The organism is Acinetobacter sp. 228, assembly GCF_048147885.1.
In genome coordinates this window covers 62,192-74,978 of sequence record NZ_JAYWYV010000008.1, presented here as the reverse complement: position 1 = coordinate 74,978, position 12,787 = coordinate 62,192, and the positions used below count along the sequence as shown (strand labels likewise).

15 protein-coding genes and 1 other RNA gene are annotated in these 12,787 nt (G+C 39.6%); 7 read left to right on the top strand and 9 right to left on the bottom strand.

The features are described 5' to 3' along the window. Positions 1-171 precede the first annotated feature (171 nt). Positions 172-441: a 30S ribosomal protein S20 gene (gene rpsT, locus VXQ92_RS08285; RefSeq protein ID WP_005096723.1), complete on the top strand. Its 270-nt coding sequence runs from the start codon at positions 172-174 to the stop codon at positions 439-441. Between the two features lie 193 nt (positions 442-634). On the opposite strand, the gene VXQ92_RS08280 is transcribed toward rpsT, so the two are convergent. The 3 genes from VXQ92_RS08280 to VXQ92_RS08270 all read right to left on the bottom strand — a co-directional run bounded on the left by VXQ92_RS08280 (position 635) and on the right by VXQ92_RS08270 (position 2,650). After that, positions 635-760 (bottom strand): hypothetical protein, encoded by a 126-nt coding sequence (locus VXQ92_RS08280; protein WP_416681077.1) that lies wholly within the window; start codon positions 758-760, stop codon positions 635-637. A gap of 237 nt (positions 761-997) precedes the next feature. Further along, on the bottom strand, positions 998-1,738 hold the full coding sequence (locus tag VXQ92_RS08275; RefSeq protein WP_064096051.1) for a histidine phosphatase family protein: 741 nt from the start codon (positions 1,736-1,738) through the stop codon (positions 998-1,000). Positions 1,739-1,798: 60 nt separating this feature from the next. Beyond that, entirely contained in the window at positions 1,799-2,650 is an 852-nt protein-coding gene (locus VXQ92_RS08270) for a 3'(2'),5'-bisphosphate nucleotidase CysQ family protein (protein WP_064096050.1), read from the bottom strand. Between the two features lie 395 nt (positions 2,651-3,045). On the opposite strand from VXQ92_RS08270, the gene VXQ92_RS08265 reads away from it, so the two are divergent. Beyond that, entirely contained in the window at positions 3,046-4,053 is a 1,008-nt protein-coding gene (locus VXQ92_RS08265) for an IS1595-like element ISAcsp6 family transposase (protein WP_064102046.1), read from the top strand. Positions 4,054-4,483: 430 nt separating this feature from the next. Here the strand turns inward: VXQ92_RS08265 and VXQ92_RS08260 are convergent, their stop codons facing one another. Continuing rightward, the gene (locus VXQ92_RS08260; RefSeq protein WP_064096049.1) at positions 4,484-4,723 is read right to left on the bottom strand and encodes a hypothetical protein; all 240 of its coding nucleotides are present in this window, start codon (positions 4,721-4,723) and stop codon (positions 4,484-4,486) included. A gap of 676 nt (positions 4,724-5,399) precedes the next feature. Between VXQ92_RS08260 and VXQ92_RS08255 the strand changes: the two genes are divergently transcribed. From VXQ92_RS08255 to VXQ92_RS08240, 4 genes are all read left to right on the top strand, one after another. Further along, positions 5,400-6,074: an HAD-IA family hydrolase gene (locus VXQ92_RS08255; protein WP_416681076.1), complete on the top strand. Its 675-nt coding sequence runs from the start codon at positions 5,400-5,402 to the stop codon at positions 6,072-6,074. After that, positions 6,067-6,507: an RNA-binding S4 domain-containing protein gene (locus VXQ92_RS08250; protein ID WP_144723958.1), complete on the top strand. Its 441-nt coding sequence runs from the start codon at positions 6,067-6,069 to the stop codon at positions 6,505-6,507. Before VXQ92_RS08255 ends, VXQ92_RS08250 begins: the two co-directional genes overlap by 8 nt. A gap of 145 nt (positions 6,508-6,652) precedes the next feature. Further along, positions 6,653-7,696: a recombinase RecA gene (gene recA / locus VXQ92_RS08245; RefSeq protein ID WP_416681074.1), complete on the top strand. Its 1,044-nt coding sequence runs from the start codon at positions 6,653-6,655 to the stop codon at positions 7,694-7,696. A 91-nt stretch (positions 7,697-7,787) separates the two neighbouring features. Next, a complete protein-coding gene (locus VXQ92_RS08240; RefSeq protein ID WP_416681073.1) occupies positions 7,788-8,405 on the top strand; it encodes a regulatory protein RecX in 618 nt (205 codons plus the stop codon). A 207-nt stretch (positions 8,406-8,612) separates the two neighbouring features. On the opposite strand, the gene ffs is transcribed toward VXQ92_RS08240, so the two are convergent. Next, positions 8,613-8,709, bottom strand: an RNA gene (gene ffs, locus VXQ92_RS08235) — signal recognition particle sRNA small type. A gap of 294 nt (positions 8,710-9,003) precedes the next feature. On the opposite strand from ffs, the gene VXQ92_RS08230 reads away from it, so the two are divergent. Next, positions 9,004-9,801, top strand: a complete 798-nt coding sequence (locus tag VXQ92_RS08230; RefSeq protein ID WP_064096009.1) for a YbgF trimerization domain-containing protein — start codon at positions 9,004-9,006, stop codon at positions 9,799-9,801. A 60-nt stretch (positions 9,802-9,861) separates the two neighbouring features. Here the strand turns inward: VXQ92_RS08230 and lpxA are convergent, their stop codons facing one another. Genes lpxA through VXQ92_RS08210 form a run of 4 tightly spaced genes read right to left on the bottom strand, consistent with a single transcriptional unit; the run spans position 9,862 to position 12,709 of the window. Beyond that, positions 9,862-10,650 (bottom strand): acyl-ACP--UDP-N-acetylglucosamine O-acyltransferase, encoded by a 789-nt coding sequence (lpxA, locus tag VXQ92_RS08225; RefSeq protein ID WP_064096008.1) that lies wholly within the window; start codon positions 10,648-10,650, stop codon positions 9,862-9,864. After that, positions 10,647-11,132, bottom strand: a complete 486-nt coding sequence (fabZ, locus tag VXQ92_RS08220; RefSeq protein ID WP_171254947.1) for a 3-hydroxyacyl-ACP dehydratase FabZ — start codon at positions 11,130-11,132, stop codon at positions 10,647-10,649. Before fabZ ends, lpxA begins: the two co-directional genes overlap by 4 nt. Before the next feature lie 5 nt (positions 11,133-11,137). Next, entirely contained in the window at positions 11,138-12,208 is a 1,071-nt protein-coding gene (gene lpxD, locus VXQ92_RS08215) for a UDP-3-O-(3-hydroxymyristoyl)glucosamine N-acyltransferase (protein WP_064102044.1), read from the bottom strand. 3 nt (positions 12,209-12,211) lie between these two features. Continuing rightward, positions 12,212-12,709: an OmpH family outer membrane protein gene (locus tag VXQ92_RS08210; protein ID WP_064096005.1), complete on the bottom strand. Its 498-nt coding sequence runs from the start codon at positions 12,707-12,709 to the stop codon at positions 12,212-12,214. Positions 12,710-12,787 lie beyond the last annotated feature (78 nt).

Below are 12,787 nucleotides of genomic sequence, written 5' to 3'. Positions count from 1 at the left end.
TTTAGAATTTTTCTGCATCTAAAATGTTGTCAAAGCATGTCAAGACTTGACTTCGGTGCTTAGTTTAATCAGAATATGGCACTTGTTTACGGGCTGGTGATAATTCCTCTGATGTTGGTTTTCAGTTGAGTTTCAGCCCGCCCAGACCAATCAATTTCAAGGAGTGCACGAGTGGCAAACTCTGCTCAAGCTAAAAAACGTGCTCGTCAAAACGTTAAAGCACGCAAACACAACGCAAGCTTGCGTTCTATGGTTCGTACCTATCTTAAACGTACATTAGCTGCTATCAGCACTAATGACTATGCTGTTGCTACTGAAGCGTACAAAACGCTTGTTCCAGTAATCGACCGCATGGCTGACAAAGGCATCATCCATAAAAACAAAGCAGCTCGTCACAAGAGCCGCTTGAACGCGCAAGTTAAAGCACTAGCTTCTAACTAATCGCAAATAAGAAAAGCCCTTTTTAGGGCTTTTTTTGTATCTGAAATTTAGAAAATTTAAAGAAAAAAAATATCAATCTTCATATTCATACCGCCTGGCTGATGTATTTAACCTGCCAATACCATGCTGAGATTGGATAACTATTTAATAAATTCAAAACCAAGTCATATTTCTATTTTCAAGTTCTTTTAACTTATCGATCTTTATCCATAGAGGATGGCGAAGTCGTTTTGTCCTGTTTCGAATTGTCAGTGTCCCGTTTTTGACATGCGGTTAAACCCAAAATCGCGATCAGGCTTAAAAGTGTAATAATTTTCATAATTTTTTCTCAAGAAGATTTCCATATCTATCAAGCATAGATAATTTTCAGCGTTACATTATTGAACTTTTATCTTATAAATGTAAAAAATGCTATTTTAGAATTTACTCTTTAACGTTTTAGACTGACTTATAGTTGATGGTCAATACAGAAGTTCAGCATCTTTATAAATTTTCCAGCTAAAAATAAAAAACTCAATTGCTGCGAACAATTGAGTCTTGGATAAAATAATTTTATTTAAGAAGTCTGTGAGCGCTTAAAATCAGCAATATCCAGTTCATGTACCTGACCACGCCAGATCCATTTTAGTTTGGACTCTAAAAATATATCTCCCTCGAACCAGACAAATAACCCTTCCATCATTTTTGGCCAGTCTTCCCGACTAACATCCTGACGTCCCGACATCACCGCAATCATTGCTGCCAAAATGGTGTCGTGGCTGACGGCCAGACTCAATCCATATTTATTTTGCGGATGAGTGTTGTAAATCAGTTCCAGCACATCCACCACACCATGAATCGGCTGTTTCATCCCCGGCAAGGCATTATTGACAAAACTGTTAATGAAGCCGAGCGCACCCTGCTTGGCGAAATAAGGTCCGGCTTTTTGAATATCCAGCACAAAACTGCCCGGCTCAACCAGAAGCCCCTGCTCTATAATTTCAATGTTATGGGTATTTTGCTCAGGAGTAACCGCATCTGCCCCTTCAATCATCAGGGCAGCGGTATCGATACAGCGCTGGATCGGACTCGAAATACAGTGATGAATCATGCGATCCGTCTGATCAGCCAGATAAGCGCCCCATTCTTGCGCCAGATCCCGTCCCTGACTGGTCAGTTGCAGGTCATAACCTGCTAAACCCTGACCCCGCACATCCTCACGAATCGAATGTCGTGTGAATAAGGTGACAGGCGTCTGTACATCGGGCAATAGATCAATTGCACTCAACATACTCGGAGGAAGCAGTTTCAGGGACACGTTACAGCCTAGTGGATTTGTAATAGCTTAATTACCACTATAACATGCTCAGGATTTTGCTCAATGCTCAGTCTGCATGTCAGACACTGCCTGCAATGCAATATTTTTCATCTCATTATTTTTAAAGGCAATGAATCCGCCATTCAGCAAGGTATTCCGATGATTATAGGTAAATGGACGGCCTTTAAAATCGACCAGACCACCACCAATCCGTTCGAGCATACATTGACCAGCACTGGTATCCCATTCCGAGGTCGGATGAAACCGTGGATAGATATCCACCTGATCTTCTAACATCAGGCAAAATTTATAGGCACTACCCGCTTTAAATTCCGTATAGTCAGTAAGCTTGGCCAGACTTTGCAAATACTCGGTATATTTCGGTTTCTGCTGGCTGCTTTGACTCAAACCTACAGAAAGTATTTTGGTTGTCAAAGACGTTTCATATTCGAACCAGGCCATAGTTCGAATATCATATTTATAAGGCAATCCCTGCTCTGGACAGAAATAAATCAGTTGCTGCTCAGGAACCGCCAATATGGCAAAAGTGGTTAAACTGCCTCTGACCAGACTTAAATTAATGGTGAATTCAGGCCGTTGGTGCAAAAACTCTTTGGTTCCATCTAGCGGATCAAGCAACCAGAATTCTGTCCATGAGCGGCGTTCATGCTCTTGCCCTTCTTCAGACAATAAAGGTAAGTCTGAAATCTCCGCCAAAGCCCGAGTCAGATAAGTATTAACCCGAAAATCTGCCTGAGTCACCGGAGAATTATCATCCTTTTTAATGACATCAAAAGCTGCACCAGAACAATAACGCTGATATTCTTCTCGCAAAATTTCACAAGCTTGGGTCAAAATGGGCACGAACTGTAAAACCATCGGGTCTTGTGGCGCTGCTGTTGCTCTAAACATAGAAAACCTGAATCTCTCAAATGCTCTGAAAAACCTAACATATTTTTCAATAGGCAGGGATAGAGTTTCAAAATATTAATTTAGATATATTTTTATTTATTATTTAATTTTATACATATATTCAAAAACATACTTACATTCATAATAGATAGAAACTCTTAACTGGAGGACTTTGCTACGATTTCAATTCTATTTGCATACCCGTATTACCCGCTAGATTGACTGCAGACGCCCATCGACTATCGCGATTTTGTATTATTTTTTTAAGATAAAAATGCCCGGATAAGTACCACCATCCGAGCTTTAGTAAAAGGCTGTGTTTTAAATAATCGTTGATTGATTAATATTTGTGCGATATGTTTAAAGCTAAATAGTGATTGGCAAGGTGATACATTATGGATGTTACTAAAAACCTTGATGTTATAAAACAATTATTTAGCAATCTTTCTGAGCATGATAAGCAAGCTTTCTTATTGTCTGTATCAGCAAAAGATAATATTAAAAAAGTTATTCAACCTAAAAAAATTTCTTGTTGTTTGCATTGCGAGTCTAAACATTTTGTAAAGAATGGAAAAGAAAATAACAATCAACGCTATTTATGTAGGATTTGTAAAAAATCCTTTGTAGAACAAACAGGTACTATTCTATATAAGACTCATAAAAGTATAGATGTTTGGGATAAATATATTGAGTGCTTTTTAGAGAAATACTCAATTCGCAAAAGCGCTCGAATTTGTAAAATCAACATTGCAACAGCATTTGCTTGGCGACATAAAATACTTGATGCCTTACAAAAAATGATGGATGAAGTTGAATTGTATGGGGTAGTACAAGCAGATGAAACATATACGACTATATCTTACAAAGGTAATCATAAACACTTTATGTTGCCACGCCCAGCGCATCAGCGAGGGACAAAAGCAACCAAACGAGGAATATCTCAAGAGCAGGTCTGTGTTACCTGTGGTGTAAATCTCAGTGGGCTATCTATTGCTAAAATATCTAATCTTGGTCGCCCAACTTTATCGGATGTACAAAAGGTTTTAGATGGAAAAATTAAAACTGAGTCGATTTTTGTTACTGATTCCCTGCGCCCATATCAAAAGCTATCAAATGATATGAATCTGAATCATATACGCATTGATACCGATAAGCGCTCTAAAGGTATATTTAATATTCAAACCATTAATAATTATCATAGTTGCTTAAAAGCTATGATTATTAATACATTTAAAGGAGTAGCAACAAAATATTTGAATAACTATCTTGTGTATCATAATTTCGTTAATTTTTATAAAGATACGATTGAGAATAAAAATTTAATTTTAATTGAGTACATTAGAGATACTATCTGTTTAAGTAAATCTATTGATATTTCAAAAAGACCATGTGTACCGATTTGATGTAATTCAAAATAAATCAAGCACTTGTGATTTTATATTAATAAAAAAATTACTCTGAGGATGGGGAATGAATAATCAAGAGCGATTAATAACGGCACTGTATTACTCAATAGGTGGGGTTATTCTAGGATTGGGATTGGCGATTTTTACATCATTTTATCTCAGCACTTCATTTAGTTCAGTTAAAATAGTTATTATCACTATAATTTCTTGCTTCATTATAGGTTATTTATTTCCAAATTTTATTGGAAATATATTTAGATGGGTTTGGAAAATTTTCGTAAATTAGATTTTTTATAAAAAATTAATTTATTGCCTTAATTAAAAATAAAACTATGAGTTTTACAAATGAAAATCATAGTTTCATTTCTTAAATCAACGTATTCTTAAAACACAGCCTAGTAAAAATATAATTTCTTGGCTAAGAAAATTAATGCATTCCTAAATCAGTAATAGCGATAATCTTAATATCCTCTTTTAAATCAAGATAACTCATGACTTCTTTAGAAATCTGCTCTAGATCAGTTCCACCATGTTCTGCCAGTCCGACAGAAGCATTTTTGAGTTCGACTGTCTTAATTTCACCGTTCTGCATGTAAGCAATTAAATGTGTGGGTTGAGGACCTGATGGCACTCCTAGATTAACGACACTTTGAAAATCAGCATCCATTTTTATTCCTTACAATTTAATTAATGTGTTTCTTATTTAAGCGAAGAAAATAGAGCAAAACAATTGAATGACCTTTATGGATTATTATCCAATTTGTAAAGCGCGACCAGTTGGGTTCTGTGCTGCCAAAGTACATTTTTTTTGCACCTGATGCGTTTCAACCTCATTGCTCGCGTCTACTTATTGCAGATAAACCAGCAACTCAAAGGCCCGATAATTCTACTTATAAAAAACTTTATGAAACGCATTCGTATCCCACCAAAGATCGCAAATGTCTTTAACTGTGAGCTGTTTCAGATATTCATCCCCCTCCTTTCAACACAATAGCGGTATTGCCACACGATATTAAGGTTAGGTATTAGTCGAATCGACGGACCACCCCGATCTGTCACCACCCCCACCTTTTCATGTAGTTGTGCTTTATTGAATTTAAGCCCACCATCACTTCAACCCATATAAATTTTCCTGCCCAAATGCTCTATACTTTGCATATATTCAAGCAGAGCGAAATGATGTATACCCGATGTACATCATTTTTTCTTGAAAGGTAAATGATTTTGTTGAACTTTGAAATTATTTGATCACCGTTAAAGAACGCGAAAGACAGCTAATTTCATTGAATCTAAAGCTTTTCTACATGCTTTGTTGAACTTTGAAAAACTTTGGAGAATCCTGAATGCAAAGACCGACTATCATTTTCGATATGGATGGTACTTTACTTGACCTTGCCTACGATGATTTTATCTGGAACGAGTTATTGCCTGTGCGTTATGCAGCAACTCATGGCTGTAGCCTGGAACAAAGCCAAGCGATACTCTTTGCATTCTATCAGCAACATAATCACACTTTAAATTGGTACTCCTCGCGCTTCTGGACGGCGAAAGTCGGAGTCGATGTTTTGGCCATGCAAATTGAACATAAAGATAAAGTCGCTTTACGCCCTCACTGTCTTGAATTACTGGATTATCTTAAAAATAACGGCTATCCCATCTGGCTGGCCACCAATGCTGACTGTGCCGGTCTAGCTTTCAAACTGGATCATTTGAATTTAAGAGATTATTTTGATGTGATTGTCAGCTCAGAAACGATTGGGCATGCCAAAGAATTTGTCGAATTCTGGCAAGGCCTGAATGCACTGCATCCATTTGATCCTAAACATGCTTATTTTATTGATGATACCGAAAAAGTCCTGAATGGCGCCAAAACCTATGGCATTCAGAATCTGTTGAGCATCCAGCAACCCTCTTCAGCCAAAGTCGCACGCGAGACTTGCAATTACCCGATGCTGCACCAATTAACAGATTTAATCACATATTTAAATCAGGCTGAGGTAGAAATAAAATATGCGTAAATCGTCTTTACCCGAAGATGCGGTAGGCATGCGTATAGACAAATGGCTATGGGCAGCACGGTTTTTCAAAACCCGTTCGATTGCCAAACATGCGATTGAAGGCGGTAAAGTTCATCACAATGGTGAACGTGTCAAGGTATCACGCGAAGTCCGCGTCGGTATGGAACTGACGATTCAGCAAGGTATCGACAAAAAAACCGTGCTGGTTAAGGAACTTTCTGATGTTCGTGGCCCTGCACCGGTGGCACAAAAACTGTATGAAGAAACCGAAGTCAGTATTGCACGTCGGGAATTGATTACATCACAAAGAAAGTTGCATAATCTAGCTCGTCCCGACCATCGTCCAAGCAAGAAAGATCGTCGTGACATCAGTAAATTTAAAAATGAAAATAGTCAGAATTTTGATGAGTCATGGTCCTATAATGACGATTAAATTTAAGCGTCAGAATATGTCGTACATGCGCTGACTTTTATAGAACACTAGGGAAAATTCTGTCACTATACACCTGTGGAACAAAGCTCTAATTTAAGACATCCACTTGAGTACTAACTTAGTGACATCGTATTGAGGTTGTAAGATGGATGAGAATAAAAACAAGGCGCTCAATGCTGCCTTAAGCCAGATTGAAAAACAGTTTGGTAAAAATACAGTTATGCGTCTTGGTGACAATACCGTTCAGGCAGTTGAAGCTGTGTCTACAGGTTCTTTAACGCTGGATATCGCGCTCGGTATTGGTGGTTTACCTAAAGGTCGTATCGTCGAGATCTATGGTCCTGAATCTTCAGGTAAAACCACAATGACTCTGCAAGCAATTGCAGAGTGTCAAAAAGCAGGCGGTACATGTGCATTCATCGATGCAGAACACGCACTTGATCCTCAATATGCACGCAAACTGGGTGTAGATATCGACAACCTGCTGGTATCGCAACCCGATCACGGTGAACAGGCACTTGAAATCGCAGACATGCTGGTGCGTTCTGGCGCGATCGACATGATCGTTGTCGATTCCGTGGCTGCCTTGACTCCGCGCGCTGAAATTGAAGGTGAAATGGGTGACTCGCATATGGGTCTGCAAGCCCGCTTGATGAGCCAGGCACTGCGTAAAATTACCGGTAATGCCAAACGCTCAAACTGCATGGTGATCTTCATTAACCAGATTCGTATGAAGATTGGTGTCATGTTCGGTAGCCCTGAAACCACAACTGGTGGTAACGCACTGAAGTTCTATGCATCTGTACGTCTGGATATTCGTCGTATTGGACAAGTGAAAGAAGGTGACGAGATTGTTGGGTCTGAAACCAAAGTCAAAGTCGTGAAAAACAAAATGGCGCCTCCGTTCAAGGAAGCACTATTCCAGATTCTTTACGGTAAAGGTGTTAACCATCTAGGTGAATTGATCGACCTTGCTGTACAGCAAGAAATCGTGCAGAAAGCCGGTGCGTGGTATTCATATCAAGGCGAAAAAATTGGCCAAGGTAAGAACAACACCATCCGTTATCTGGAAGAGCATAAAGAAATGGCTCAGACGATTGAAAAACTGATTCGCGACCAGCTTCTGACTAAAGCAGTGGTTGTTGAAGAAGACAATAGCAAGGAAGAGCCCGACTTTTTAGATGCGTGATCTTATTAGATGCATCATCTATAAACGTCAAGACACAGCGCCCTACGGGGCGTTTTGTTATTATATATGGAATGTAAAATCCGAGAGAATCATGTCAGACGCGAAATTTAGCAAACTGCTCGATTATAAAACTTTAAAACAGCAGTTTGGCGATACTGAAGATCATACTCGACCTGCAAAAACAGCGCTGCAAGACACTCCTGAATTTGATCCCGAGGAACGCCTGTTTTCTTCATCATCAGCCAAAGATGAAAAAAAACCAGGACTGACTGGCTCACGTTTACGTTCTTATGCTTTTGCGGTACTGACGCGCAAGGAATATTCCAAAGCTGAACTGATAGAGAAACTCGCCCTCTATGCAGAGCATCGTGATGAAGTTATTAATCTGGTTGAAGAGCTGTCCCGTGAGAACTATCAAAGTGATCAGCGCGTAGCGGAAACCATGTTGTCGAGTCAAAAGCGTAAAGGCAAAGGCCCCAATCAAATTAAAATGAAACTCAAGAGTAAAAAGATTGATGCCGCGCTTATTTCGGAAGAACTCAAGGAAACCGACTGGGTACAGCAGGCCTACGAGCTAAAAGTAAAAAAATATGGAATAGAAGTCACTAAAGATCCTAAGCTCAAAGCCAAACAGATCCGTTTCCTGATGTATCGTGGTTTTGAAATGGATGCGATTATCAAGGCAATTAACCGTAAAGCAGAAGATTAACTCTTATCTTTTTTTTGAAAGCCTTAATGAATTAAATATTTAATCCCATATAGTTGAGAAAATAAAGTAAAGCACAATATAAACTAATAATGATTTAATCATTAAACTAATAAGATAATGCTGTGTGAGGATATTGAAAAAGGAATGATATGTGAAAATATAAAACTGCGAAGTCGCATTGTTATTATAATAAGAATATGGTGGCAACCCTACCAGCAAAGCTCCGGCACATCATAGTTCTACTACCGTTGCTACCTTCCGGTCCTGGCGGGGTTCATAGAGTACAATTGCGAAGTAACCAGCAGGGCTACCATTACAAAAACAGAGTATAGAGATTTTTAATCAAGTTGCAAGCCTTGTTTCTTAAAATACCCCTTTCAGCTATCCGTTTGATTATTTTAAAAACAATATCGATATTTCTGCAGCTTTGGGAGCAATCTTCACAATCAATCCATCAATACTCAGATTCACATGATCTTTGTAAAACCTTGTTGCATTTTCTAAAAATGCCGTTTTTAATGTGTGCAACGTATATCAATGATCTATCTTGAAAAGATGAGTAGCGGATCCGCATCTCACAAAGAATTATGGAAATTTTATGATGCTTAAAAAGACCGTATTGTGTGCAGTGACAGCACTCTTTACCATTCCTCTATTTGCCAATATTCCTATTGAATCGCGTGGCTTGAGTCAAACCAGCAACCAGACTGCAGTCAATACCCCAGCCGCAATCCCTGCTGGCGCAGCTCCAGCCGTTCAAACCAATACCAGCTGGCAAATCATGCAAAAGAACCAGCAGCTCGAGAATGATCTGCGGATTTTGCGCGGTAAAATAGAGGAACAGGAAAATGAGATTGCGCAGCTTAAAAATGAACTGAACAATCGTTATGCCGATCTCGATCAGCGCCTAGAACTGTTACAGCAAAAAATTGAACCTGCTGAAGACAATCCAACGGAGGAAAACCCACAGGATACTGCACCCAGCCTAAGCGCAAATAAGGTCAATACAGCAAGCAGCGGACAGCAACCTGCTGAGCTGGAAAAAGCAGCTTATACCGTGGCTTTAGATGCTTATAAAAATGGCGGTGCAGCCAAAGCCATTGCACCCATGCAAAACTTTATTAAAAACAATCCGAATAGCGTTTATATCAGCAATGCTTATTTCTGGTTAGCAGAATTCAATCTGGCGATCGACCCGCCAAAATTTGCTGAAGCGAAACGAAATTATCTGATTGTAGTGGACCGCTATCCAAATTCGGCAAAAGCCTCTACTGCCCTGTATCAGCTTTATAACATCAGCAAAGATGTCGAAAAGAATGCTACGCTTGCATCGCAATATAAAACAAAGTTATTGAAGAATTATCCGAAAGCAGAGGAAATAAAATTTCTTAAGTAAAATAGAAAGTTCTAAAACAAAAAAAGACACCATGAAGGTGTCTTTTTTTAATTCTGTCATTTAGCGCACGATGCCACGCTTAGACTGCTCAAGTGAATCAATCAGACGTTGTGCTTCAGGAACTTCTGGAAGAATTTCGCCACGGATTTTCTCAACCGCTTCCTGAGTGGTTAATCCCGATTTATAAATCAGCTTAAAGGATTCACGCAAACCGTTAATGGTATCTTTCGACCAGCCTTTACGACGCATACCTTCGACATTCATGGCAAATGCATGCGCCGGATTGCCTGAAACCATGACATAAGCCGGGACATCTTTTAGAATTAATGATGCACCCCCAATCATGCTATAAGAGTCAATCTTGCAGAACTGATGGATTCCAGAGTTACCGCCAATGACGACGTAATCACCTATATGCACATGACCAGCCACACCGACATTGTTGGCGAAAATATTATAATCACCGACCATACAGTCATGAGCAATATGCGTATTCACCATGAGCAGATTATGACTGCCAATCTTGGTTATACCTTGATCCTGGACCGTACCACGATGCAGACTGCAATGCTCGCGAATCTTGTTATGATCACCAATTTCCAGCCAGGTTTCTTCACCTGCGTATTTTAGATCCTGACAAACTTCGCCCACACTGGCAAACTGGAAAATTTCGTTATATTCACCTATACGCGTATAGCCTCCCACCACGACATGTGAATGAAGTTTGCTACCCGCCCCAATAGTGACATTTGGCCCAACAATACAATAAGGACCAATTTCTACACCGGCAGCAATGACTGCTGATGAATCAATAATGGCAGTTGGATGAATCAGGGGATTATTGCTCATGCCTGCTCGACTTTCTGATGCGAAACCATAATTTCCGCGGTTGTTGCGACGACGCCATCTACTGTGGCAGTACAATTATATTTGTAAATGCCGCGTTTATGCATCACTAATTCAGATTTTAAAACCAATTGGTCACCTGCAACCACCTGTTTTTTAAATCTAACCCTCTCCGCACCCGCAAACAGGAACAATGAACCCTCGCTTGGAACTTCATTATTCATCACAAAGCCCAAGATTCCAGAAATTTGAGCCAATGCCTCTACAATCAGCACACCCGGCATGATGGGATAATTCGGGAAATGGCCTTGCAGAAACTCTTCATTAATTGAGACATTCTTATAACCAACAATGCCATTTTCGGTAATCTCAACAACGCGATCAACCAGTAAAAATGGATAACGATGGGGCAAATATTCACGAATCTTTTGAATATTCATTGGCAATTCAGGCTTCGTGAATGTAGGCAAATTCGACTCTATCATCATAATTATTTACGCAACTTAAATGTTGATTCAATGGACTCAATTTGAGATTGCATATGATCTAATCGTTTTACCAATTGGGTCAATGGCACATCTGCTAATTGTCTTAAACGAACCACCGTGCGTTTCCATTGCTGATTTGGCAGCAATCCCATACCTGAAGAATATGTACCAGCTTCAGTAATGTTATTTGTCACCATTGACATTCCAGTTAATGTCACATTATCGACTATATCTAGATGTCCTGATACACCACAAGCACCTGCCAGAATACAGTTTTTGCCAATTGTGGTACTACCTGCAATACCGCATTTAGCCGCAATAGCGGTATTAGCACCAATCTTGACGTTATGGGCGATTTGCACAAGATTATCAATAATGACACCTTGTTCCAAAATCGTGTCATCCAAGGCACCACGATCGATACTACAGTTTGAACCAATCCGGACATCATCAGCAATGCGCACCGAACCCAACTGGGCAATACGATGCCATTTACCTTGATAAGGCGCAAAACCAAAACCTTCACTGCCAATCACGCTATTGGCATGAATGCGAACACGATTTCCGATTTTGGTTTCACCGGTCAATGTGACATGTGCATCGATAAAACAGTCATTACCAATTTCAACCTGATTATCTATTTGAACATGCGACTGAATAATCGTGTTTTCACCCACTACGCAGTTCTCGCCAATTACTACATAATGTCCAATATAGGCACTGTCAGCAATGATGGCAGATGGATGAATTTGCGCAGTACTCTCAATGCCCCGATTCGTATGCTTTTTCTCAAAAACGTGAGTCAGAATAGCAAAAGCCAGGTAAGGATTGGCCACTATAATAAAATTGTGCTTGGACCTTAGCTGCTCTTTTAATTCAGCAGTTACAATCAAAGCGCCCGCCTGACTCTGAGCAGCCTGTTCCAGATATTTATCTGCATTAACAAATGCCAGGTCTTGAGAAGTTGCCTTTTCAAGACTTGCCAGACCTCTCAAACACAAATCTGCCTGACCTGCGTACTCGCCTTGTACAAGGCGAGCAAGATCAGCTAACTGAAGTTTTTGATGATTCATTGATTACTTAATTGCATTAACCTTTTGAATCATTTTATCAGTTAAATCATATTTAGCGTCATAAGCAAGTGCTGAATTTTTATTTAAAATCCCATCCAGGTTATTTTCTTTGCGCAGTTGCTCAGCAACCAACTTGACACGTGCATCAAATATGGTACGAATCTGTTTAATTGAACCCTGAACACTACTCTGCACAGATTGCTGGAGCTGGTTTAATTCCTGAAACTTGGTTTGATACTGGGCAGACATTTGCTGTTTTTCTGCATCAGTCAATTTGGTATTTGACTGAGCACGTTGCTGTAAAGCTTCTAGTTCTTTACTGAGCTGCTCAATCTTGGTCGTTTGCGGCTGAATTTTTTGCTGGAATATCGAATTTTGTTGTTTCAAGTATGTACTCCCCTCAACCACTCGTTCCAGATCAATTACCCCAATACTGGCCGCTTGAGTTATAGGAGCAATATTCGCTAAAGCCAGGCTCATCGCCATAATCATTTTTTTCATATTCTTACTCATTCAAAAAAATTTGCTCACAAAGTTTTTAAACCTCATGAGCAAAATCTACCTTCAGGATTTCCTGAG